Here is a 23,216-nt window from a genome sequence, read left to right on the forward strand (position 1 = left end):
ATTAATTCTGTTTGGTTAGAGCGTTTATTTCAGCCAGTTTACTTTTAGCAGTAGGTAATACATCATCATTGTCGCTGTAATTATCAATTATACTTTGTAAAGTACTTTTTGCCTGAAATACGTCGCCAAGTTTGATATAATTATCGGCCAATAAGATGAAAGATTTAGCTACCCAGTAGTCATGATTAGAAAGATTGTCAATTACCTCAAAACAGGTTTTCTGCGATGTTTTATATTGACCCTTGTTGAATTGAATAACTCCAGTTAAGTACTTTGCTTCAGCAGCTGCAACTGACTTAGTATTCGTTGATACATTTCCTAATGATTTCATGGCATTTGATGTATCTCTCAATGCTAAATAGGATTTACCTGAGAATAGATATGCTGTATTTACTTCATCTTGTGGCATTTTTTCAAACGCAATCACCTTTTTGGCATAATATAAGGTAGAATCAGCATTAGCCACACTGCTATTTGCACGCATCAAACCGGCAACGGCAAAACCGTAATTGGCTTTATAATCAGCATTGTCTTCCAAACGTTTTAAATAAGGAATCGCTTCTTCGTATTTGTTTTGGCTCATCAAAATTTTTGATGCATTAACCAAAGAACGTTCAGTAAACATTCCATTTGAGCGATAAACTAGGTATTGGTAGTCTGGAAGTGCATCATCACTACGTTTTTGCTTTAGCAAACACTCTGCATGATAGAAATGTGCCTCGTTGATAAAATACCCTGCCGGGAACTCTTTGAGATAGCTTTCAAAAGCTGGAATGCTTTGATCGCACTTGCCTTTTAAATATAGATTGTTGGCTGCTTCAAAACTAATAGAGTCCTGAACGCTCGCGCTAAGTGATGCTCCGGGAGTATTTTTAGTGTAGGCAATAAATTCACTTGCGTTTCCTTTGCCAACGTAAATGTTTTTGATCGCTAACACAGCTTCTTTTGCTTCAGGAGAGTCTGGATATTTAGCTACTACATTTTTATAAGCGGTCAATGCGTTATTATCGTCCTCAGTATTGTAGTAGACTAAAGCGATATTTAACAACGATTTAGGAACATAACTGCTGTTCGGGAAACGCTTAATCAATTCATTAAATTCTTGTTTAGCCAGCTCGGTATTATTTAAGGTAAAATGAGCGTAAGCCATTTCATACTGTGCGTCATCAATATAAGATGAGTTAGGATAAAGTTCTTGAAGTGTTTTTAATGAATATACTTTTTCGTTTAGCTTATTCTGCACTCCTTGAATCATTGCTTTTTGGAAGGTTGCATAATCGGCTCCTGCTGCACCAGCAATTATAATCTTATTATAATTCGTAAGCGCTTTGTCGTATGCTTTCAATACAAAATAACTGTCTCCTAAACGTAACAGCGCATCATTAAGCATCTTCATCTCTGTATTGGCACTTGCCGAGTAGCGTTCGAAATATTCAGCAGCTTTGCTATAATCACCTTTTTCAAAATAGGCGTAAGCCATGCTATAATTAGCCGATTTATAGATTGGTAATCCTACTATATTAGGGTAAGAAAAGAATTCATTGTATAAAGAGATGGCTTCATCATAATTTTTAAGTTCAAACATTGACTCCGCTTTCCAGAAAATAGATAGCATTTCAATTTTTCCATCAACAGGATAGTTTAATGATTTTTCGAACAGTTGTACGGCATATGCATAATCGTGCGCATTAAAAACCTCAACTCCCCGATAATAGGCAACTTTTTGATAAAGTAAATCGGAGTTTTCTTTACGCTTCTTTACCGTTTCAAGAATCTCCAGGGCATCTTTATAATTTTTTGATGAGAGCAGGATTTCACCCAACAAGGTTTTTGCTTCATCTATATTTTTTGAACGTGGATATTTAGTTACAAACTCTCGTGTAGCTCCAAGTCCTTGCTGAGCAAAATTGGTTTCATAAGCAAGTTTGGCATAAGCTAATAAAGCTTCTTCTCTCACAGCATCATCATAGGTCATGTTGGAACCACGCTGAAAAGCCGCTCTTGCATTTATTTTATTCTTTTTAATGAGAAAACACTGGCCCAATGTCAACATTCCGTATTGGCCATATACATCATCTGCATCAATTAATCGCTCTAATTGAGCGGTTGCTTTGTCGTATTCCTTGATTTTATAAAAAGTAAAACCAATTTGATAGGTATCTTGGGTTGTTTGTGAACTTGTGGCCTTGGTGTTTTGAAGATAGGTATCAAAATACTTAGCAGCCGTTACATAATCCGCTTTGTTAAAATAAGCAGCTCCGGCAATTTTGTTTAACTGAGGGATATATTTTGATTTTCCTTGACGTATAATCGGTTCAGTAAACAAAATTACATCATCGTAGCGACCCTGAATTAAGAAAATCTGTGCTGAATAATACTGATAAACCTCAGCATATTTCGTTGAGTTTTTTACTTTATTCAGATTATCTAAAGCCGTTTTATAATCTTTATTTAAGTATGCAATATGGCCAAAATAGTAAGTAGCATCTTCACTAAACTTATTAGTTGTGTTTTTTACTTTTGTAAAATTATTTTGGGCTTTTGCATAATCTTTTTGAACAAAATTGCAGTAACCTACTTTAAAGTTGTATTCCGTACGGTCAGTTTCATTAAGGTCAATGTCATCAACTTTTGAAAACCAATTAAGGGCTTCGCTGTAATTTTCTTTTTTATAATAAACCCTTCCAATCTGGAAATTAGCTGCTTTGGCATTTGGATTCTCCGGGTAATTGTTAATAAAACTTAATAACTCACTTTCAGCATTGTTATTATTTAGCTCCAAGGCACATACTGCGGCATAGTATCGGGCATCAATTTTTGCAAGAGAAATTGAACTTTCATCATGCGTATTATTTCGGGTAGCATTGTTTTCAGTATATACCTGGCGAAATAATTCATTGGCAGAAGCATACTTCTGACTGAAAAATAATTCTATAGCCTTACGATATGTTGAATTTACTGTGTAATAAGCCGTTTGCTGAGCATATGTAGTTAGTGTGAGAAGCAAAAGTGCGAGCGTAAGAGTAGTTTGTTTTTTTATCATATTGATGATGACTTTTATATAGAATGTTCTAAACGTAAATTTATTGTAATCGTGAAACTAAAAAGTTTTCGAATTACTCACAGTTGTGGAAAACAAAATGAAGAATTACGACGCTCGTTTAGATTTGATAACTAGATAATTGGAAGGTTTGACCAAAGGTTAAAATTGTTTAGCATAGTTAATAATTCAATTTTAACCTTTTCCAATTGCCTAACCAACCTGGTTTTGACTAGCAAGTAAGTACATAACAGCCATACGAACTGCCACGCCATTTTCAACCTGCTCAAGTATAACAGATTGTTTAGAGTCCGCTACGTCAGAGGTGATTTCCACGCCGCGATTAATAGGCCCGGGGTGCATTACAATGATTTCTTTGTCGAGAGAATCAAGAATTTGTTTGTTGAGTCCGTACATCATCGAGTATTCGCGGATGCTTGGGAAGTATTTAATATCAAAACGTTCCAATTGGATGCGCAGCATGTTGGCTACATCACACCAATTGAGTGCTTTCAGCAGGTTATGCTCCACCTTAACACCCAAATCTTTGATATAACGAGGCATTAAGGTTGTAGGTCCGCAAACCATGACTTCGGCACCTAATTTTTGCAAACAAAGGATGTTGGATAGCGCTACCCGGGAGTGCAAAATATCCCCTACAATAACCACTTTCTTGCCAGCAACATCACCATATTTTTGGCGGATGGAGAATGCATCTAAAAGCGCTTGAGTCGGGTGTTCATGTGCGCCATCTCCGGCGTTGACGATCTGAGCGTTGATATGTTTGGAAAGGAAGATGCCGGCGCCTGGATAGGGGTGGCGCATCACAATCATATCTACTTTCATGGCAAGAATATTATTCACTGTATCGATCAGTGTTTCTCCTTTGCTTACTGATGAAGAAGACGCTGCAAAATTGATGATATCGGCCGAAAGTCGTTTTTGAGCAAGTTCAAACGAGAGCTTAGTACGCGTAGAGTTTTCGAAGAATATGTTGGCAATAGTTACATCGCGTAATGAAGGAACTTTTTTAATAGGACGATTGATAATTTCCTTAAAATTGTCGGCAGTCTCGAGTATTAATTGGATGTCGTTTTCGGTAAGATCTTTGATTCCAAGTAAGTGTCGGGTGCTTAAGTTTTGCATTTTTTTATTCAGATAAAAGATAAAAGATGAAAGAGGAAAGAGCAGTATGTCTTTGAACTTTGTTTCTTTAATCTTTGTTCATAAACTTTTTATTTATTGGTGATCAATTCCACTTTATTTTCGCCTTCTGATTCTTTCCAGCTCACGCGCACATTTTGTGAAGCGATGGAGTCAACCTGCATGCCGATGTAATCAGGTTCAATAGGAATTTCGCGCGAGAAACGTCTGTCAACTAATACCAGTAATTCCACCGTTTTAGGGCGACCGTAAGCCAGCATGGCATCCATTCCTGATCGTATGGTACGACCGGTGAATAATACATCATCTACTATAATTACATTTTTCCCTTCGATAATGAAGTCGATTCGGGTGCTGTTAGGAACCAGAGGCGATTCGCGTCTTCTAAAATCATCCCGGAAGAAGGTAATATCTAAAAAACCACAATTTATGGTTGACTTAGGAAGTATGTTTTGCAATTCTTTTTGAATGCATGAGGCCAAGTAAATGCCTCGGGGCTGTAAGCCAATGATTACTGAATCAGAAAAATCGTTGTGGTTTTCGATCAATTGATAGCATAGACGTTTAATGGTTAATTCGAACTTCGGACTGCTTAGCAATTGTTTGTGTAGCATTGAATAGATTTAAATTGGGCAAATATAGTAAAAAGTATCAACGGTGTAAATGCCGAATCTTTAAATGCTTATACTGTGCTTATAATAAATACTATAAATATGTGTTTTTGCAATATTATGAAAACAGAAAAAATAATAATTGTAATATCAGACGAAGTGGTGATGAGCAAAATTTATTTCATGTGTGGTCAAAAAAGTAATGTAGCTCAGAGATCGTGCTGAGTTATATGCAGTGATCACTGTTAACTTGAACAAAGCAGGTAGAAATATAAAACGTTTTCAGAATGAAAAAAAAGCAAAAAGCCCCGCAATTGCGGGGCTTTTCTATCTAAAAAGAATATTGAATCTATTTCTTTTTGTCTTCTTTGTCCATTTTCTCTTTCAGCTCAGCAAGAACGTTAAGATCACCTAGAGTAGTTTTCTCTACTGATTCTTTCACTTTCTTAACAGCTTTAGCCTGAACACCAGCTTCTTTTTTCTTCACTTCGCGTTCAACCTGACGCTCAGCTTGTTTAGTTTCTTCCCAAATACGTGAGTGAGAAACCAAAATACGCTTAGAATCTTTGTTGAATTCGATGATCATGAAATCAGCTACGTCATCAGCACCTAAAGATTTACCGTCTTCTTTTACCAAGTGTTTAGTAGGAGCGAATCCTTCAACACCGTAAGGAAGAGCAACGATAGCACCTTTATCGGCCATTTTAATGATAGTTCCTTGGTGAACTGAATCTAACGTGAAGATAGTTTCAAAAGTATCCCAAGGGTTTTCTTCTAATTGTTTGTGACCTAAGCTAAGTTTGCGGTTTTCAGCATCTACTTCAAGTACAACCACTTCTAAAGTTTCACCGTTTTTAGTGAACTCGTGAGGGTGGTTAACTTTCTTAGACCATGAAAGGTCAGAGATGTGGATCAATCCGTCAATTCCTTCTTCGATTTCAACGAATACACCGAAGTTGGTCATGTTTTTAACAACTGCTTTGTGTTTGCTTCCAACAGGATATTTTTCAGCAACACCAACCCAAGGATCTGGAGAAAGTTGTTTTACACCTAATGACATTTTACGCTCTTCGCGGTCAAGTGTCAATACAACTGCTTCAATCTCATCGCCCACTTTCATGAACTCTTGAGGATTGCGTAAGTGTTGTGACCATGACATTTCAGAAACGTGGATCAAACCTTCAACACCTGGGATAATTTCTAAGAACGCACCGTAGTCAGCTACAGTAACGATCTTACCTTTAACTTTAGAACCAATAGCAAGATTAGTATCTAATGACTCCCAAGGGTGTGATTGTAATTGTTTCAAGCCAAGAGCGATACGTTTTTTATCGTCATCAAAGTCAAGAACAACAACGTTGATTTTCTGATCTAATTTCAATACCTCTTCTGGGTGTTCGATACGACCCCATGAAATATCGGTAATGTGTAACAAACCATCTACGCCGCCAAGGTCGATAAACACACCGAATGCAGTGATGTTTTTAACAGTACCTTCAAGTACCTGACCTTTTTCAAGTTTAGAGATGATGTCGATTTTTTGGTTTTCAAGGTCATCCTCGATAAGGATTTTGTGTGAAACAACCACATTTTTAAATTCGTGATTGATTTTAACCACCTTGAACTCCATAGTTTTACCTACGTAAACATCGTAGTCACGGATAGGTTTGATGTCGATTTGTGACCCAGGTAAGAATGCTTCCACACCTTGAATGTCAACAATAAGACCACCTTTTGTGCGGCTCTTAACAAAACCAGTAATGATTTCGTCCATTTCGAGCGCTCTATTGATAGTTTCCCAAGAACGTTGGGTTTTAGCGCGTTTGCGTGAAAGTACTAATTGTCCGTTAGCATCTTCCTGACTTTCAACGAATACGTCAACGTTGTCGCCTACTTTAAGATCAGGTTGGTCACGGAATTCAGACAATGAAACTAAACCATCTGATTTAAAACCGATGTTTAATACCACGTCTTTGTTGTTGATCAATACCACTTTACCGGTAACGATCTCTCCTTTGGTGATTGAGCTAAGAGTGGTAGCGTAAATCGCTTCCATTTTCTCGCGCTCTGCTGCGGTGTAGTTACCGAAGCCTGTTTTGCTTGTGTTGTCCCAATCGAAGTCGCCTGGGGTTGGGGTCAAACTTTTAGACTTGATGTCTTCGATTGACAATGAATCTGCTTCAGATTCAATTTGCTCACGACGAGAAACTTTCTCTACGTTTTCAAGAGCAACGTTTTTCAGTTCTGCTGAAAGAACTTCTTGTTCTTTGTCTTTTTTAGCCATTAATTTTTCATGTCTCCTTTTTCCGCCCTTTGGCGGGATGCAAAAGTAACGATAATCTCTGAAATAAGTGAAATATTATTTAATTGAAAATGAGGACGAAAAGAGTTTTGAAGTAAAAATCAGGGGGGCGGACCCTTTTTTCGGGGCTGATGCGGTTGTTTTTTTAAAATTTTTGAGCTGTCCAATTCATGTACAAATTCTCAACAAATTCTAACTGTTGTTCGGGTGAAATGTGTGAATTGTCTAAAATAATTGCATCTTCTGCCTTGCGAAGCGGACTTTCTTCGCGGGTAGTGTCGGCGTGATCTCGATCTTTCAAATTATCAAGTACTTCACGTACTGTAATCGTTTCACCATTAGCTGCAAGTTCTTTGTAACGACGTTCTGCTCGAATCAAGGGCTCTGCTGTCATGAAAATTTTAAGCTGCGCATTAGGGAAAACAGTAGTGCCTATATCCCGGCCATCCATTACTATATTTTTCGTTTTACCCATTTTTTGCTGCAAAGCAACCATGGCTTTACGCACTTCTTTAATAGCACTAACTTTACTTACGCTTAGAGAAACGGGCATTTGACGAATTTCTTGTGAAATGTCCTCATTGTTTAATAAAACCTGAGTTTGATCATTTTCAAGGTGAAGCTCTATGTGAACCTTTTCTAAGGCTTCAACTACAGCATCATGGTTATGCCAATCAATACCATTGCGTAAAAAGTATAAAGTAGTCGCCCGGTACATAGCGCCTGAATCGACATAAATAAAATTAAGTCTTTTGGCTAAAGCTTTAGCAATGGTACTTTTTCCACAGGAAGAATAGCCATCTATGGCGATGATACAGTTTTTGGGCATAGTTAGGGTTGCGACGGCCAAAAATAAAAAAATCCGCTGATTTTGTGCAGCTTTGTTAATTGTATAGGCATAGTAGTAAAATGAAAATTGATAGGATGGCATTGGCCAAAGAGTTGATTTACCAAACCTCACGAAGCTGTGGAAAGGGTGGTCAAAATGTAAATAAGGTTGCTAGTAAGGTAGAAGTGGGTTTTAATATTCTGTTATCCAACTTGTTTAATCCCGAGCAGAAAGAAGTATTATTAACCAAATTGCAAAGTTTGATTACGAATGATAATTTAATAAAGGTAGTTTGCGAAAAGGATAGAAGTCAGTTGTTAAATAAGCAGAAAGCAATTGAAAAGTTGGCACATCTGCTTGAAAAATCGTTAAAGATTAAAAAACAGCGTAAAGCAACCAATCCCTCCAAAGCATCTGTTGAAAAACGATTAAAAGAAAAACAAGCAAGGGCTTATATAAAGATCAATCGAGGAAGGAGTTTTTTGGAATAGCAGGTTATTTTTTCCAAGCTACGGTGAAATAACTGAGAGCTACTAATAAACAAACGCAGATAAATAAAGCATAAGAAAGATTCTTAGTACGTTGTTCCAGGTCTCCCAATTGTTCATCCTGATTGCGTATTTTGTAATTGCGTTGAGAAATGAGATTTTGAAGTCTTTTTTGTTCCTGATCAAATTTTAAAGTCCGCTCGGATAAATCATCTCTTTTGGCTATCACAGCTGATGAACGTTGACCTTCAACTTTTTGAATCGCTGTCATAATTTCATTATCTATATTAATAATGGTTTGTTGCGTTTCTATAATTCGTTGTAAGTCCTTTTTTGATTTTCCTCCGAAAAAGGCATTGTTTTCATTTTCATTTCTTTTCCATTCCTGAAATAATTCATTTCTTCTTTTTATTAAATCGTTCAGTTCATTTTGAGCACTTTGTAAATCTTGAGCAAAAGCAGAAAATCCAAAAAAGGAAATAAGTATTAATATGGGGAATTTCTTCATAATTGATATCAGCATTTACTTAATAAAAAATTAGCTTAATTTTAGCAATTCAAAAATTATGCAGTTCAATAAGACAAGTTTAAAACAGCTTGTTTTTTAGGATTTTGCGTTCTCGACCAATCAATAATACTGAAAATGAATAAAATACTAGTAGCCAATCGTGGAGAAATTGCTCTACGAATTATGCGTTCTGCACGCGAAATGGGTATAAAAACCGTCGCTGTTTTTTCAGAGGCGGATCGTAATGCTTTGCATGTGCGTTATGCCGATGAAGCAGTGCTTATTGGACCTCCAGCTTCAAATCAATCTTATTTACAGGGAGAAAAGATTATTAAATCGGCGTTGGAAATAGGAGCCGATGCAATTCACCCCGGATATGGTTTTCTTTCAGAGAATGCAGCATTTGCACGTCAGGTTCGAAAGGCAGGAATTATTTTGATTGGTCCATCACCAGAAGCTATGGAAATGATGGGCGATAAGCTCTCTGCTAAAGCTGCTGCCAGAAAATATAATATTCCATTGGTTCCGGGAACCGAAGGAGCCATTGCTAATGTTGAAGAAGCTAAAAAAGTGGCTGTTCAGGTTGGTTTCCCAATTTTGATTAAAGCTTCAGCCGGTGGAGGTGGCAAAGGTATGCGTATAGTTCAAAAAGAGGCCGATTTAGAAGAGCAAATGACTCGCGCAATCAGCGAGGCACAATCAGCTTTTGGTGACGGTTCTGTATTCATTGAACGTTACGTGGCTTCTCCTCGTCATATTGAGTTTCAGGTATTAGGCGATACGCATGGCAATATTGTTCACCTGTTTGAGCGTGAATGTTCGGTGCAGCGTCGTCACCAAAAGGTAATTGAAGAGGCTCCTTCATCGGTGCTGACACCAGAGATTCGTGAGCAAATGGGTGCTTGTGCTGTGGATGTAGCCCGGGCCTGTAATTATGTTGGTGCAGGAACGGTAGAGTTTATTCTTGATGAAAATCTCGATTTCTTCTTCCTGGAAATGAATACCCGTTTGCAAGTTGAGCATCCGGTAACTGAAATGATTACAGGTATCGATTTGGTTAAGGAACAAATTAAGGTGGCACGGAGAGAGGCTTTGAGTTTTAAGCAAGATGATTTAAGAATCAATGGTCATTCAATAGAACTTCGGGTGTATGCTGAAGATCCAAATAATAATTTCCTTCCTGATATTGGTACTTTAACCACTTATCAAACTCCTCAGGGACCGGGTATACGTGTTGACGATGGTTTTGAGCAAGGTATGGAAATTCCAATTTATTATGACCCGATGATCGCCAAGCTGATTACTTTTGGTGAAAACCGTACAGAAGCCATTGAACGTATGATACGGGCCATTAAAGAATATAAAATTACAGGTATTGAATCCACTTTACCATTCGGGCGTTTTGTGATGGAGCATGAGGCTTTTGTTTCGGGGAATTTCGATACACATTTCGTTGAAAAATACTTTAACAGTGAAAGTCTGAATTTTATTGAGGATGAAGAGGAGTCAAAAATTGCCGCTGTAATAGCCGCAAAGCTATTCAGTAAACCTGCAACAGTTGTTTCTCAGCAAAGTTCGGAGAGAAGCAACTGGAAAATGAGAAGTAGGATTTAAGAAATGTTGAATTATAAAATTTGAATTATAAATATTCAGTATTTATAATTTATCATTCATAATTAGTTTGAAAGAATGTTTACAGGAATCATCGAAACCCTAGGGGTTGTTAAAAATATTGAGCACGAAGGTTCTAATCTTCATTTTACAATTGAATCATCAATTTCGAATGAAATGAAGGTCGATCAAAGCATTGCTCACAATGGTGTTTGTTTAACGGTTGTAAAACTTGATGGGCAAACACATACAGTTACTGCAATTGAAGAAACGTTAAATAAAACCAATTTAGGTAAAATTGGAGTAGGAGATAAGCTAAATCTGGAGCGTTGCATGTTGATGAACGGAAGATTAGATGGGCATATTGTTCAAGGTCATGTTGATCAAACCGGAATATGCTCTAGAGTTGAAGCTAAAGACGGAAGTTGGGAATTTACCTTTCAATACGATCCTTCTCAAGGAAATGTGACTGTAGAAAAGGGTTCAATAACCGTTAACGGAACTAGCCTTACAGTTGTAAATTCTAAAGAAGGAGAGTTTTCAGTTGCTATTATCCCTTATACCTATGAGCATACTAGTTTCCACATGATCAACATTGGAACTGTTGTAAACTTAGAATTTGATATTATCGGTAAGTATGTTGCCCGACTAATGAATAAATAGGGAGAACGCGTTGTGCGATATTAAGATACTGATTTTCAATAGTGGTCAGTTTGAGCGAAGTTGAAAACTTATTGCAAAAACGATTCGACTCCGCTCAGCTTGTGTCAGTCAAATCTCACAACGGGTTAGTGAAATTTATCTCGTATTAATTCATGTAAAAATTACTCTTGCTTAAGTAACATAAAATTGCATTTTTGTACTTGTATAGGAAATGATTGTGATCAGGATGAAGCATAAAATACTCCTTTGTAGTTTAATCGTAAGTACTTTATTTCAGTCATGCACTGAAAACAAACCACAAACTCATCAACAAACTAAAATTTGTATAGAACAAGATGAACTCAGCCCGGCTAAGTTGGCAAGAATCAGGAAACGAATTCATGCTGATAAGAAAACCTACCAAATAGATACAGCAATTCAAAAGAAAGTTAAGAGAGAAGGCTTTAATGGCAATGTACTCGTTGCTCAAAAAGGAGTGGTGCTTTACAGAAAGTCATTTGGATTTGCCAAATTTGATAGAAAACGGAATGATACGCTTCGAATCGATTCAAAATTTCAGCTGGCATCCATGTCGAAAACGTTCACTGCCGCAGCCGTGCTACTGTTATACGAACGGAAAAAGTTGAGTTTAGAAGATACTGTTCAGAAGTTTTTTCCTGAATTTCCTTACCCTGGAATTCAAATTAAAATGTTGTTATCGCATAGAAGTGGTTTGCCATACTATGCCTATGCATTTGATGATAGCGTTCGTAGAGTAAAAACGCCTCCTACTAATCTTGATATTATTCGTTGGTTTAAACAGTCAAAACCGGCCCTTTATAATTCACCTAACCGAAGTTTCGCTTATAACAATACCAATTTTATGTTGTTGGCGTCTATTGTTGAAAAGGTATCAGGGAAGCCATTTGATCAATTTTTGCGTTCAGAGGTCTTTATGCCTTTGGGTATGAAAAATACCTGGCTATCAACAACAAGCAATGATTCTATCAATATCAATAGAACGCAAGGTCATGAAGGGAGAAGATTGATTTGCAAGGATTACTATGATAATGTATGTGGAGATAAAGGTGTTTATTCTACTGTTGATGATTTGTTGAAATGGTATAAAGCGTTGAGTACAAATTGTCTTTTAAGCAAGAAAACTCTGCATGAAGCTTTTGAACCACGCAGTTTTGAACGAAAAGGTTTGAAAAATTATGGTTACGGTTTCCGAATGTTGCTTGATGAAGATCAAAAACATGCCAAATATATTTATCATAATGGCTGGTGGAAAGGCTATAGCACTTTGTTTTGGTTCAGCCCCCAAGATGATTATGTAATCATTATTCTTTCAAATTGTAAAAACGGTACAGTTTATCGCATCAAGAGCCTGTTGAAAATACTTGAAGAAGATAATAACGTACAAAATATTGAGGAAGATATTACAGATTAACAGGTAGTATGTATGAAACTATAAAAGGGATCCGGGTCAGAACACTCGGATCTTTTTCTTTGACTCCTCTCTGTAAATCAGGATGATCATTTATAAATTTGAATAATTTATTAAAACCAGTGCTGGTTAATGTTTCCCAGATAGGTGATCCTATCCTTTGAGCCTAAACCTAACAGAATGCTGATTTCGGCTCCGATGTTTGGATAGAGGTTTTTATCACCCAGTTTGTCGACTTCGATCCATTCTGCTGATAATGCACTGGTTTGTTCAGGGTTTATTGTCGGATTGCCTTCTGCAATTTTTCCTTCGAAAATATGATGCAAGACAATTTCTTGCTTTTCAGGTTTATGCGTTTCGGCTACGAAAAGAAGGTCCTGTACTTCTACTTTTAAACCTAACTCTTCCTTTAGCTCACGTTCAACGGCTTCTTGTAGAGTCTCCATAGGATCAGGATTTCCTCCCGGCAAACAATACACTTCGGTTCCATTATATACATATCGCATTAACAAAACCGAATAACCTTCTAAAATTACTACTGAGGGTCTTACTTTCATCAACTTAATTATCTACTCTTTAACCTTGTTTCGAATTTTAAAGATAAAAATCTAGGAACAAAATTCTTCTCAAGATTATTCTATTGCTTTGCCTTTCATTGCCTGTGATACGGTAATATCCATAACACGCTCAGCAAAAGGACGAGTATATTCATTCAATATATCAATTGCTGCAAGAATTTGATCTTTAGTTCCTGTTGGAAGAATCAACTTTAATTCTTCAGTTAATCTTTTGGTTTCTGCTATTTCGGCTTCATTTAAATGTTCGCCTTGATTATGCAAAAAGCGATCAACCGTATAAAGCATCTGTTCGCCTTCGGTACGCGCTTCAATTATCATACGTGTTGCAACATCATCGGACGCATGCGTAACGGACTCAATTAACATTTTTTCAACTTCAGCGTCCGTTAATCCATAAGTTGGTTTAACTTCCACTTCTTGTTTTACTCCCGAACGAAGCTCGATGGCTTGCACGGTTAAAATGCCATCGGCATTCAGAAGGAAATTAATATCCACTTTCGGAAGTCCTGCAGGCATTCCCGGAATGCCTTTTAAATCAAATTCAGCAAGTTTACGGTTGGCGTTTACCAAATCTCGTTCTCCCTGAAAAACAGAGATCTTCATGTTTGCTTGTCCGTCAATAGCGGTTGTGTATTGTCGGCCTGCTTTGGTAGGTATTTTTGAGTTTCGAGGAATGATCACGTCCATTAATCCGCCCATGGTTTCCACGCCTAATGAAAGCGGAGTTACATCAAGTAGAAGAATGTCTTTACGGTTGCCTGATAAAATATCGGCTTGAATAGCGGCTCCCAATGCAACCACTTCATCAGGATCAAGAGTGTCGTTTACAGTTTGATCAAAGAAATCGGCTACTAATTTTTTGATTAAAGGTGTTCGCGTAGAACCACCAACCATAATCACTGAATCTATGTCGGCTGCTGTAAGGTTTGCATCGTTGAGTGCATTTGAACAGCATTTTAGCGTTTGCTCCACCTTTGGCATGATCAACATTTCGAATGTTTTCTTGTCGATGTTGCAGTTAATGCCTTGAACTTCACCTTCAAAATGATATTTGAAACTGAGGTGTTTTTTCGCTTCTTCGGCTTTCAATCGTAAGGATTGATGAATCTCTTTGTATTGTTTTAGCTCATCCGGAGTAAGCTTGCTACGTTCTATCCAAAAATTAATGATGGAACGGTCGAAATCGTCTCCACCTAAAAAAGTATCTCCGTTAGTTGATAATACTTCGAAAATACCGTTTTGTATTTTCAGGATGGAAATATCAAAAGTTCCACCGCCAAGGTCGTAAACGGCAATTGTTTTTTCTTCTTCAGGGTTTAAGCCAATGCCATAAGCCAAACTAGCCGCAGTTGGTTCGTTTACAATACGTAAAACATCCAATCCGGCAAGTTTACCTGCATCACGGGTAGCCTGCCGTTGAGAGTCGTTAAAATAAGCAGGAACGGTGATGACGGCACGAGTTACCGGAGTTTTTAAAGCATGCTCGGCGCGGGCTTTAAGTTCTTTTAAAATCAGAGCTGAAAGTTCAATAGGAGAGTAAAACTTATCTCCGATTTTAACCTTTACCAATGTTTCGGTATCGTCATCAACAATCTTATAAGAAAAGAAATTTTGGTAGTGTTCGATGTCTTTATATGATCGACCTAACAAACGTTTTACTGAAAAGATGGTATGTTCAGGATCTTCAAGTAAATGCGATTTGGCATCGTTGCCGACAATAACATTGCCGCTATTGGGAAAATGAATAATAGAAGGGACCAATACTCCTTTGCCCATATCATTAATGACCTGTGGATGTTTTTCAGGATTAATAAAAGCCACCAATGAATTAGTGGTTCCAAGGTCAATGCCGACAATAATATCTTCTTTTTGTAGTGAGCCTGTAGAAAGGTTAATTGAGACTTTCGCCATCTATTATTTAGTTATTAGTAAGTAGTTACATGTTATTGGCTGCATATAGAGTCTTTTCAAGATTTACTATTATCTGATAACCAATAACTGATAACTTTTTAAATTAAGGGCAAAGATAAGGATTAGTTTGACTCTGGAGGCAAAAACAGGATTTTGACACTAGATTAACGAATAAATGTTGTTAAAGAAAAAGCCTTTCAATTTAAATGAAAGGCTCAATATAGAGGAGTATTAAGTGGTTAAATGCAATTACATCGTTCAATTGGGCTGAAATCGATGAACTCAAGATCTGGAGCAAGATAACCTTCTTTTACAGGTTCATCTTTCATTAGATCGGTGCTTAGGTATTTCTTATTACTATCTGATAAAACAGTAACCACATTTGCATTTGGTCCCATCTCATTCTGTAATCTGATTGCACCAATAATGTTAGCGCCTGAAGAAATTCCTACAGCTAAACCTAATTGTTTTGAAAGTTTCTGCGCTACAAGAATTGAATCACCGTCTGAAGCCTGCATTACTTTATCAAGATTGTTCAATTTAACAATGGCAGGAATGAAATCATCAGAAATTCCTTGAATACGGTGTGACCCAACTTTATATCCGGTTGATAGTGTTGGTGATTCAGCAGGTTCCAAAGGATGAACTTTAATATTCGGATTTTTTGTACGGAGCGAGTTTCCTACTCCCATAACTGTTCCGCCTGTGCCTACACCTGCTACAAAAGCATCAGGAGTTTTTCCAACTGAGCGCATTTGATTCCAGATTTCTACACCCGTTGAAATTTCATGAGCTTTACAATTAAACTCATTCTCGAATTGTTTTGGCAGGAATACGTTCGGGTCGGTAGCAGCCATTTCTTGAGAAAGTTTAATGCTTCCCAGGAAGCCACCTTCTTCTTTGCTAATCAAAATAACATCAGCACCCAAACTTTTGATGATATCGATACGTTCTTTACTGAGCCAGTTAGGCATAATAATCGTTACATTGTGACCCAAAGCTTTACCAATAGCTGCAAACGCAATACCGGTATTACCGCTGGTTGCTTCAACAATGGTAGCGCCAGGCTTGATGTTTCCGCTTCTGTAAGCATGTTCAAGAATATATAAAGCCATACGGTCTTTGATACTTCCTGTAAGATTATAATGCTCACATTTTACATAGATCTTTCTCGCTTCGTTTTTATAGGTATAGTGAATTTCCAACATTGGAGTATTTCCTACCATTTTCCATAGGTGACGAAACTTATTTTCTAAGGCCGGAGTAAAGCAAGAACCATTTAATTGTTCAATCATAAGTCTTTTACTGATTTTAGATTTACGGTCGCAAAGGTATGGAATTGAAAAATGAAAATCAATTGTATTTATCTGTAAATGTATATGTTATGAAAAAAAACTGACAATGATGTAGTCCAGGTGAATAAGCAGGTTTTGGTTTATTCGATTTTAATTGAAATAATCAAAAGAAAATTTTCCCTCTTGTTATAGGTTCAATACTTTTGCCCTTGATTGAAATTTACGATTGGAGCACATGAAAAATTTGAAGATTGCTATTACAGGATACGGATCGGTGTCGGCACTTGGCTCGTCTGCTGGACAAGTGTGGGAGAATTACCTTCAGCCTAAACATCTGTTTGTAAAGCAACCTGTTTTACATGACTCGGAGTGGATGGCTCCTTTGCAACACCAAGAACAATCAAAAGTAAAGGCCCTTATTGCAGAAAATTCAAAGTATCAAAAATTGGATCCATCTGTGCATTATGCACTTGTGGCTGCTCGTGAAGCCGTAATGCAAGCAGGATGGAAAGCTGAAGATAATTTCGGAATCAACGTTGGTTCATCAAGAGGAGCAACTACACTATTTGAAAAGTATCACGAGGGATTTATCGGTAAGGAAGTAACCGATCCATTAAGCTCGCCGACCACCACACTCGGCAATATTGCCAGCTGGGTCGCTTATGATTTAGGTTCGCAGGGTCCGGAAATTTCACATTCCATAACATGTTCATCAGCATTGCATGCTGTATTAAATGGAGTGGCTTGGCTTCAATCGGGTTTAAGCGACAAGTTTTTAGTAGGAGGGAGTGAGGCTCCGCTTACGCCTTTCACTATTGCTCAGATGAAATCGCTAAAGATTTATTCTCATGAACAAGGTGAGTTTCCCTGTCGTGCACTTGATCCTAAGAAAAAGCATAATTCCATGATTTTAGGAGATGGGGCATCTATGTTCTGTTTAGAACGTGAGCGTGAAAAAGCTTTGGCTTATATTGTTGGAATTGGATATGGAACCGAATTGCAAAAACACAATGTTTCTATCTCGACAGATGCGGAGTGCATGCAAAAATCAATGCGAATGGCCATTGAAGGGCATGATCCTGCAAGTATTGATGCGGTAATATTGCATGCTCCGGGAACGATAAAAGGCGATGAAGCAGAACTTCGGGCAGTTGAAAAAGTATTTGGTGCTCATCAGCCCTTGCTTACTTCAAACAAATGGAAAATTGGCCATACCTTTGGCGCCTCAGGCACACTAAGTATGGAAATGGCATTGCTTATGCTTCAGCATCAAATCTTTATTGGTATTCCGTATTTAGGAACTATAATTCAAAAGCATAAGCTTAATAAAATATTGGTAAATGCCGTTGGCTTTGGAGGAAATGCTGTAAGTGTTTTGGTAAGTAAAGACTAACGTGTTGTCAGTTTAGTAGAAAAGTGGGCCCTCTCGTGTCACCCTGAGCGGAGTCGAAGGGGCTGTAACATCAATGAAAAATGTTTCGACTCCGCTCAACGTGATAAAAATAGATTGTTCTGCTTTAAATAAGCCTCTCAATGCTTAATTCCTTTCGAACAGCATGCGTTGTCCTTTACTGCTTTCATCAAAATTTCCATTGGCGTACACTAAATTTCCGCTAACAATGGTATGGGTAACTTTTGAGTGAAATTTTTGCCCTTCAAAAGGTGACCATCCACAATGGTAAAGAATGTTGCTTTTGTTCACTACCCAAGGTGAGTTCAGATCCACTAACACAAGATCAGCATGATAACCTTCACGAATAAAACCACGTTTTTCAATTTGGAAACAAATGGCCACGTTATGTGCCATCTTTTCAACAATCTTTTCTAAAGTGATTTTACCTTGTTTATGAAGTTCTAGCATTGCCGTAAGGGCATGTTGCACAAGTGGCCCGCCCGAAGGAGCTTGGCTATAAGGTTGTTCTTTTTCTTCAATCGTGTGTGGTGCATGATCAGTAGCAATTACATCAATATGATCATTGATTAGCGCCTCTAGAATTTGCTTGCGATCTCTATCTGCCTTTACAGCCGGATTCCATTTGATGTAATTTCCTTTTTTCTTATAATCGGCATCACTGAACCAAAGGTGATGAATACAAGCTTCTGCCGTAATACGCTTATCTTTTAAAGGGGTATGATTGTGGAATAAGGTGGTCTCAACTCCTGTAGAGATGTGCAGAATATGTAATCGCGTGTTGAACATTCTGGCCAGATCAACAGCCAGGCTAGAGGAGGTGTAGCAAGCTTCAGCACTACGTATTAGCGGATGCATTTCAGGCGTTAGTTTATCTTCTCCATATTCAGTTTTAAAATGTTCCAAATTAGCTTTAATGGTAGCCTCATCTTCACAATGAGTTGCAATAAGCATAGGTACTTTTGAGAAAATACCTTCCAGTGTTTGCTCATTGTCAACCAACATATTTCCGGTTGAAGAACCCATGAAGACCTTTACCCCGCAAACATTTTTAGGATTTGTTTTTAATACCTCTTCTAAATTTTTATTGCTAGCACCCATAAAAAATGAGTAATTCGCTAAGGATGTTTTTGAAGCAATTTTGTATTTATCTTCTAATAACTTTTGAGTAAGCGTATTGGGAACAGTGTTGGGCATCTCCATAAATGAAGTTATACCTCCTGCAACTGCAGCTTTTGATTCAGTGTAAATATTTGCCTTATGCGTAAGTCCTGGTTCGCGGAAATGTACCTGATCATCAATAAAGCCCGGCAAAAGATATTGCCCTTCTGCATTAATCTCCTTGTCTGCGGCAAGTGTTATGTTTTTGTCGATTTTGTCAATCAATCCGTCTTTAACAAATACATCGGCAATAAACTGTTTACCTTCATTAACGATAGTTGCATTTTTTATTAGGATGGTGCTCATGTGTTTTCAAAATTAGATGAGTAAAAATGCAAAAAAAATGGTTGGTTTTTCTGTTGTTAATTGAAATGTTTGCCTTATTGTTATTTGAGAAGTTTTAAAGTAAATTATGATAGGATTAATCGTTTATGAAACAGTTAGTTAACGAAGCTAATATAGCCTCCCAGATTTATTTTTTCAGAGGACATAAAGTAATGCTTGATTGTGAAATGGCTTCTATGTATGAAGTTACAACCAAGCGTTTACTTGAACAAGTGCAAAAAAACAGCTTTCGATTTCCTGATGATTTCATGTTCCAATTAACGGAGAACGAGTATGAAGAATACCTGAAGTTAGCACCAAGTCAGCAAAGACACGGCAGCTTAAGTGAACTTCCTTATGTTTTTACAGAGCAGGGAGCTGTGATGCTATCGAGTATTTTAAATACCAGGGTAGCCATTGAAACTGATATTTTCGTAGTCAGATCATTTATAAAATTTCGCAATTCGGTCGACGCCAAAAAGAAAAGTTCAGCAACTGCTAAAACTGAAAGTAAAATCGAAACTAACAATTCTGTCGAAAAGATAGAGTTGTTTTTCAAAGTGCTCTTACAGGTGTTGGAATCAAAAAAGACTACAAATACGAGCAAAACACCACGATCACCCATCGGATTTCAGATTAAGAAAGAAGAAGAAAAGGAGAATAAGCCTAAAGGAGAGTAATCTCGAACTCTTCCATCCACAATTCTCAACTTGAATACACTATCTTTGCTGCATGGCAAAAACGTTTGAGGATTTCAAATTCAATAAGCAGATTTTAAATGCAATTACAGATGCAGGTTTTGAGGAGCCTACACTGATTCAGGAAAAGGCCATTACACCAATACTTGCAGGGCAAGACTTGATGGGAATTGCGCAAACCGGTACCGGTAAAACGGCTGCCTATGTTTTGCCCATGCTCATGAAATTAAAATATGCTCAAGGACAAGATCCGCGTGCTTTAATTTTGGTTCCTACACGCGAATTGGCGCTTCAGGTAAAAGATGCCATCGATCTGTTGAATATCTATACTGATCTTCGGGTGCTTGCTATTTATGGTGGATTGGGGCCTAAAACTCAAAAAGAAGCGCTTTCAAAAGGTATCGATGTTTTGATTGCAACTCCGGGCCGTTTCATGGAACTATACCTGGATGAACACATCGTTTTAAAGCACCTTACTTACTTTGTAATTGACGAGGCTGATAAGATGATGGACATGGGTTTCATTCCTCAAATACATCGTATTTTAGAAATTGTTCCGCGTAAGCGTCAGAATTTACTGTTTTCAGCAACCATGTCTGACCGGGTGCGCAATCTGGCCGGTGATTTTTTAAAGTTTCCGGTAGAAGTGGCAATTACTCCACAGGCAACTCCGGCGCAAACCGTAAGTCAGGCATTGTATTTTGTTCCGAACTTTAAAACGAAGATCAACTTAATGATGCATCTGCTTAAAGATGAGGAGAGCGTAAACAAATTGATCATATTCTGTAAGAGTAAGGTAACTGCCGATAATATTTTTCATTATTTGAGCCGCAAGTTCGGAGCTGAGCAAGTGCGGGTGATTCATGCCAACAAAGGACAGAATACACGTATCAATTCAATAAATGATTTTAAAAATGATAATATCCGAATCCTGGTAGCTACCGATGTGGCGGCCCGTGGTTTGGATGTTTCGGATGTAAGTCACGTTATCAATTTCGATGTTCCGTTGATTTATGAAGACTATGTGCATCGTATCGGGCGTACAGGTCGTGCTAACAAAACGGGTGATTCCATTACGTTTTGCAACCCTGCAGAAGAGTATCATTTAAATAAGATTCAGAAACTGATTCGCCAGCAAATTCCTGTTTTTGGAATTCCTTCGGAGGTTTTCATCGATGAAACTCCTTTCGAAGAAAAACAAAACATTGCTCGCGAAATTGATATGCAGAAACGAAAAGAGAACCCTGAATTTAAAGGGGCTTTTCATGAGAAAAAACATGCAGCCAAAATTGCTGCCAGTGCCAAGAAATCGGATGGAAAAAAAGGGAAAGGTTTCAAGGAGAAGAAAGACTCGAAATCAGGATATTCAAAAGTAGCATCCCGGTCAAGCAGTCCGGTGCCGGGCGGTAAAGGAAGTGCCGGCGGAAGAAAGAGAAGATAATCTTCAGTATTGAATCATCAGTCTTAAGTCATTAGTAGGCATTGGGGTAGTAGGTCAAAGGTTTTAGGATAGAGGTTTGTTTAATTCCTTACCCGAAACTCACAATTCTAATTAGTGTAATCAATAATTAATCGGTGTAATCCAATATAATATAATCAATGAAAAAATCAGAAATCAAATTAACTGTAGAGCTCGACGACAATAAAATACCGGAAAACATTACTTGGGAATCAACTGATTCAGAAAGTAAAGATGCATTGCCTGCAAAAGCTTTTATGCTATCCATCTGGGATCATAACTATAAAAACACGTTGAAAATTGACCTTTGGACAAAAGAAATGCCTGTTGATGAAATGAAGCAATTCTTTTTTGAAACTTTAATGACCATGGGTGATACTTTTTTGCGTGCAACAGGGGAAACAGCCATCGTAGAAGATTTGCGTGACTACTGCGCTCATTTTGCAGAAAAAATGGGAATTGAGAAGCATAGTTAATTTGTCAGTCTGAGCGGAGTCGAAGTTTTTAGTCTTCGACTTCGCTCAGGCTGACGTTAAAACTCCGCTCAGACTGACACTATTTAATCTTTTTTAAGACTTCCACCGTCTTCTCCAACATCTCATCTGTAAAATCCAAATGCGTTACAAAACGAACCCGTTTTTTGCCTGGAGAAGCGCATAAAACTCCATGTTCCTTCATTTTTGAAATAAATTCGACCTCGGAAATGTGATCTACCAGTTCGAAAATAACAATATTGGTTTCGATAGGCAGAACTTCTTTAACTAAAGGATGTGGTTTCAATACATCTTCCAAAACTTTAGCTCGTTTGTGATCTTCAGCTAAGCGTTCCACGTGAAAGTCTAAGGCATAAATGCCAGCCGCGGCCAAATAACCGGCTTGCCGCCAACCGCCGCCCATCACTTTTCGAACTCTTTTAGCTTTATGAATAAATTCTTTGGTGCCTAATAATACCGAACCGATAGGCGTCCCTAATCCTTTAGAAAGACAAATGGAAATACCATCAAAGTAGTGCCCGATTTCCGAAGCTGAATAGCCTTTGGCTATAATTGCATTAAAAATGCGAGCTCCGTCTAAATGAAGTTTTAGATTATTTTCTTTACAAACTTTTGAAATTGTTTCCAGTTGGCCCAGTTCCCAACAATGTCCACCACCACGGTTTGCTGTGTTTTCAATCACCACTAAACTGGTTGTGGGATGATGAATATCATCTTTGTTAATATTATCGCGTACCTGTTTTGCAGTAAATACACCGCGAATACCAGGTAAAGTTCTTACTGAAGCAGCAGAGTTAAATGCAATTCCACCTCCTTCGTAGTAATACACATGAGCGCCTTCATCACAAATAACTTCTTCCAATGGACTGGTAAAACAGTTTATAGCAATTTGGTTGGTCATCGTTCCCGAGGTACAAAATAATCCTGCTTCTTTACCAAATAGGTTGGCTGCTTTTTCTTGCAGTTCAATCACTGTCGGATCTTCTCCATATACATCGTCGCCTACATTTGCATGCCTCATGGCATCCAACATTGCAGGAGAAGGTTTTGTTACAGTGTCACTTCTTAGGTCAATCATTTTAGCAGTTTTTTAGGTGCTAATTTTAGCATTCTTTTCAGACAAAGAACAATTATTTCAGTAAAAATTCTTGTCAAGAGTTAAAAATATCAGATGAAGGTTCTTGACTTCCTTAAAAACAAATTATTCAGAAAAAAATGGTAGGTTTAGTAAACCAAATTC

General features: G+C 37.7%; 19 protein-coding genes. 8 read left to right on the forward strand and 11 right to left on the reverse strand.

From position 1 onward, the window contains the following. Position 1: 1 nt before the first annotated feature. The 5 genes from FN756_RS09585 to cmk all read right to left on the reverse strand — a co-directional run bounded on the left by FN756_RS09585 (position 2) and on the right by cmk (position 7,946). Positions 2-3,043, reverse strand: a complete 3,042-nt coding sequence (locus FN756_RS09585) for a tetratricopeptide repeat protein (protein WP_142603712.1) — start codon at positions 3,041-3,043, stop codon at positions 2-4. 210 nt (positions 3,044-3,253) lie between these two features. Beyond that, the gene (locus FN756_RS09590) at positions 3,254-4,186 is read right to left on the reverse strand and encodes an aspartate carbamoyltransferase catalytic subunit (protein WP_142603714.1); all 933 of its coding nucleotides are present in this window, start codon (positions 4,184-4,186) and stop codon (positions 3,254-3,256) included. An 89-nt stretch (positions 4,187-4,275) separates the two neighbouring features. After that, complete coding sequence (pyrR, locus tag FN756_RS09595; protein ID WP_142603716.1) at positions 4,276-4,818, reverse strand: bifunctional pyr operon transcriptional regulator/uracil phosphoribosyltransferase PyrR; 543 nt, start codon at positions 4,816-4,818, stop codon at positions 4,276-4,278. Between the two features lie 346 nt (positions 4,819-5,164). Next, positions 5,165-7,099, reverse strand: a complete 1,935-nt coding sequence (gene rpsA / locus FN756_RS09600; protein ID WP_142603718.1) for a 30S ribosomal protein S1 — start codon at positions 7,097-7,099, stop codon at positions 5,165-5,167. A 163-nt stretch (positions 7,100-7,262) separates the two neighbouring features. Further along, positions 7,263-7,946, reverse strand: a complete 684-nt coding sequence (gene cmk / locus FN756_RS09605; protein ID WP_142603875.1) for a (d)CMP kinase — start codon at positions 7,944-7,946, stop codon at positions 7,263-7,265. Between the two features lie 80 nt (positions 7,947-8,026). Between cmk and arfB the strand changes: the two genes are divergently transcribed. Then, positions 8,027-8,437 carry an alternative ribosome rescue aminoacyl-tRNA hydrolase ArfB gene (arfB, locus tag FN756_RS09610; RefSeq protein ID WP_142603720.1) on the forward strand — a complete coding sequence of 137 codons (411 nt, stop codon included), beginning with the start codon at positions 8,027-8,029 and terminating at the stop codon, positions 8,435-8,437. A 4-nt stretch (positions 8,438-8,441) separates the two neighbouring features. Here the strand turns inward: arfB and FN756_RS09615 are convergent, their stop codons facing one another. Further along, positions 8,442-8,942 carry a hypothetical protein gene (locus FN756_RS09615; RefSeq protein WP_142603721.1) on the reverse strand — a complete coding sequence of 167 codons (501 nt, stop codon included), beginning with the start codon at positions 8,940-8,942 and terminating at the stop codon, positions 8,442-8,444. A 135-nt stretch (positions 8,943-9,077) separates the two neighbouring features. Between FN756_RS09615 and accC the strand changes: the two genes are divergently transcribed. From accC to FN756_RS09630, 3 genes are all read left to right on the forward strand, one after another. Beyond that, the gene (accC, locus tag FN756_RS09620; protein WP_142603723.1) at positions 9,078-10,556 is read left to right on the forward strand and encodes an acetyl-CoA carboxylase biotin carboxylase subunit; all 1,479 of its coding nucleotides are present in this window, start codon (positions 9,078-9,080) and stop codon (positions 10,554-10,556) included. Positions 10,557-10,631: 75 nt separating this feature from the next. Continuing rightward, positions 10,632-11,216, forward strand: coding sequence for a riboflavin synthase (locus tag FN756_RS09625; protein ID WP_142603725.1), 585 nt, complete (start codon positions 10,632-10,634; stop codon positions 11,214-11,216). A gap of 226 nt (positions 11,217-11,442) precedes the next feature. Next, positions 11,443-12,648 carry a serine hydrolase domain-containing protein gene (locus FN756_RS09630; RefSeq protein ID WP_142603727.1) on the forward strand — a complete coding sequence of 402 codons (1,206 nt, stop codon included), beginning with the start codon at positions 11,443-11,445 and terminating at the stop codon, positions 12,646-12,648. A gap of 110 nt (positions 12,649-12,758) precedes the next feature. On the opposite strand, the gene FN756_RS09635 is transcribed toward FN756_RS09630, so the two are convergent. The 3 genes from FN756_RS09635 to FN756_RS09645 all read right to left on the reverse strand — a co-directional run bounded on the left by FN756_RS09635 (position 12,759) and on the right by FN756_RS09645 (position 16,429). After that, positions 12,759-13,202 (reverse strand): NUDIX domain-containing protein, encoded by a 444-nt coding sequence (locus FN756_RS09635; RefSeq protein WP_142603729.1) that lies wholly within the window; start codon positions 13,200-13,202, stop codon positions 12,759-12,761. 75 nt (positions 13,203-13,277) lie between these two features. Beyond that, positions 13,278-15,134 (reverse strand): Fe-S protein assembly chaperone HscA, encoded by a 1,857-nt coding sequence (hscA, locus tag FN756_RS09640; RefSeq protein WP_142603731.1) that lies wholly within the window; start codon positions 15,132-15,134, stop codon positions 13,278-13,280. Between the two features lie 239 nt (positions 15,135-15,373). Then, positions 15,374-16,429, reverse strand: a complete 1,056-nt coding sequence (locus tag FN756_RS09645) for a PLP-dependent cysteine synthase family protein (protein ID WP_142603733.1) — start codon at positions 16,427-16,429, stop codon at positions 15,374-15,376. Positions 16,430-16,664: 235 nt separating this feature from the next. On the opposite strand from FN756_RS09645, the gene FN756_RS09650 reads away from it, so the two are divergent. After that, positions 16,665-17,822 (forward strand): beta-ketoacyl synthase N-terminal-like domain-containing protein, encoded by a 1,158-nt coding sequence (locus FN756_RS09650; protein WP_142603735.1) that lies wholly within the window; start codon positions 16,665-16,667, stop codon positions 17,820-17,822. Between the two features lie 144 nt (positions 17,823-17,966). On the opposite strand, the gene FN756_RS09655 is transcribed toward FN756_RS09650, so the two are convergent. After that, positions 17,967-19,307: a dihydroorotase gene (locus FN756_RS09655; RefSeq protein WP_142603738.1), complete on the reverse strand. Its 1,341-nt coding sequence runs from the start codon at positions 19,305-19,307 to the stop codon at positions 17,967-17,969. A gap of 125 nt (positions 19,308-19,432) precedes the next feature. Between FN756_RS09655 and FN756_RS09660 the strand changes: the two genes are divergently transcribed. From FN756_RS09660 to gldC, 3 genes are all read left to right on the forward strand, one after another. Continuing rightward, positions 19,433-20,005 (forward strand): ORF6N domain-containing protein, encoded by a 573-nt coding sequence (locus FN756_RS09660; protein ID WP_142603740.1) that lies wholly within the window; start codon positions 19,433-19,435, stop codon positions 20,003-20,005. Between the two features lie 52 nt (positions 20,006-20,057). Continuing rightward, a complete protein-coding gene (locus FN756_RS09665; RefSeq protein ID WP_142603742.1) occupies positions 20,058-21,464 on the forward strand; it encodes a DEAD/DEAH box helicase in 1,407 nt (468 codons plus the stop codon). Between the two features lie 158 nt (positions 21,465-21,622). Continuing rightward, on the forward strand, positions 21,623-21,958 hold the full coding sequence (gene gldC, locus FN756_RS09670; protein WP_142603744.1) for a gliding motility protein GldC: 336 nt from the start codon (positions 21,623-21,625) through the stop codon (positions 21,956-21,958). A 79-nt stretch (positions 21,959-22,037) separates the two neighbouring features. Here the strand turns inward: gldC and FN756_RS09675 are convergent, their stop codons facing one another. After that, positions 22,038-23,054 (reverse strand): threonine aldolase family protein, encoded by a 1,017-nt coding sequence (locus FN756_RS09675; RefSeq protein ID WP_142603745.1) that lies wholly within the window; start codon positions 23,052-23,054, stop codon positions 22,038-22,040. Between the last annotated feature and the right edge of the window lie 162 nt (positions 23,055-23,216).

It is taken from the genome of Solitalea koreensis (genome assembly GCF_900182575.1).
GTDB lineage: Bacteria > Bacteroidota > Bacteroidia > Sphingobacteriales > Sphingobacteriaceae > Solitalea > Solitalea koreensis.

What these genes read in the sequence shown, in the direction of transcription:
- FN756_RS09585 (WP_142603712.1), bottom strand. Translation starts at nt 3,043, where the DNA reads ATGATAAAAAAACAAACTACTCTTACGCTCGCACTTTTGCTTCTCACA.
- FN756_RS09590 (WP_142603714.1), bottom strand. Translation starts at nt 4,186, where the DNA reads ATGCAAAACTTAAGCACCCGACACTTACTTGGAATCAAAGATCTTACC.
- pyrR (WP_142603716.1), bottom strand. Translation starts at nt 4,818, where the DNA reads ATGCTACACAAACAATTGCTAAGCAGTCCGAAGTTCGAATTAACCATT.
- rpsA (WP_142603718.1), bottom strand. Translation starts at nt 7,099, where the DNA reads ATGGCTAAAAAAGACAAAGAACAAGAAGTTCTTTCAGCAGAACTGAAA.
- cmk (WP_142603875.1), bottom strand. Translation starts at nt 7,946, where the DNA reads ATGCCCAAAAACTGTATCATCGCCATAGATGGCTATTCTTCCTGTGGA.
- arfB (WP_142603720.1), top strand. Translation starts at nt 8,027, where the DNA reads ATGAAAATTGATAGGATGGCATTGGCCAAAGAGTTGATTTACCAAACC.
- FN756_RS09615 (WP_142603721.1), bottom strand. Translation starts at nt 8,942, where the DNA reads ATGAAGAAATTCCCCATATTAATACTTATTTCCTTTTTTGGATTTTCT.
- accC (WP_142603723.1), top strand. Translation starts at nt 9,078, where the DNA reads ATGAATAAAATACTAGTAGCCAATCGTGGAGAAATTGCTCTACGAATT.
- FN756_RS09625 (WP_142603725.1), top strand. Translation starts at nt 10,632, where the DNA reads ATGTTTACAGGAATCATCGAAACCCTAGGGGTTGTTAAAAATATTGAG.
- FN756_RS09630 (WP_142603727.1), top strand. Translation starts at nt 11,443, where the DNA reads ATGAAGCATAAAATACTCCTTTGTAGTTTAATCGTAAGTACTTTATTT.
- FN756_RS09635 (WP_142603729.1), bottom strand. Translation starts at nt 13,202, where the DNA reads ATGAAAGTAAGACCCTCAGTAGTAATTTTAGAAGGTTATTCGGTTTTG.
- hscA (WP_142603731.1), bottom strand. Translation starts at nt 15,134, where the DNA reads ATGGCGAAAGTCTCAATTAACCTTTCTACAGGCTCACTACAAAAAGAA.
- FN756_RS09645 (WP_142603733.1), bottom strand. Translation starts at nt 16,429, where the DNA reads ATGATTGAACAATTAAATGGTTCTTGCTTTACTCCGGCCTTAGAAAAT.
- FN756_RS09650 (WP_142603735.1), top strand. Translation starts at nt 16,665, where the DNA reads ATGAAAAATTTGAAGATTGCTATTACAGGATACGGATCGGTGTCGGCA.
- FN756_RS09655 (WP_142603738.1), bottom strand. Translation starts at nt 19,307, where the DNA reads ATGAGCACCATCCTAATAAAAAATGCAACTATCGTTAATGAAGGTAAA.
- FN756_RS09660 (WP_142603740.1), top strand. Translation starts at nt 19,433, where the DNA reads ATGAAACAGTTAGTTAACGAAGCTAATATAGCCTCCCAGATTTATTTT.
- FN756_RS09665 (WP_142603742.1), top strand. Translation starts at nt 20,058, where the DNA reads ATGGCAAAAACGTTTGAGGATTTCAAATTCAATAAGCAGATTTTAAAT.
- gldC (WP_142603744.1), top strand. Translation starts at nt 21,623, where the DNA reads ATGAAAAAATCAGAAATCAAATTAACTGTAGAGCTCGACGACAATAAA.
- FN756_RS09675 (WP_142603745.1), bottom strand. Translation starts at nt 23,054, where the DNA reads ATGATTGACCTAAGAAGTGACACTGTAACAAAACCTTCTCCTGCAATG.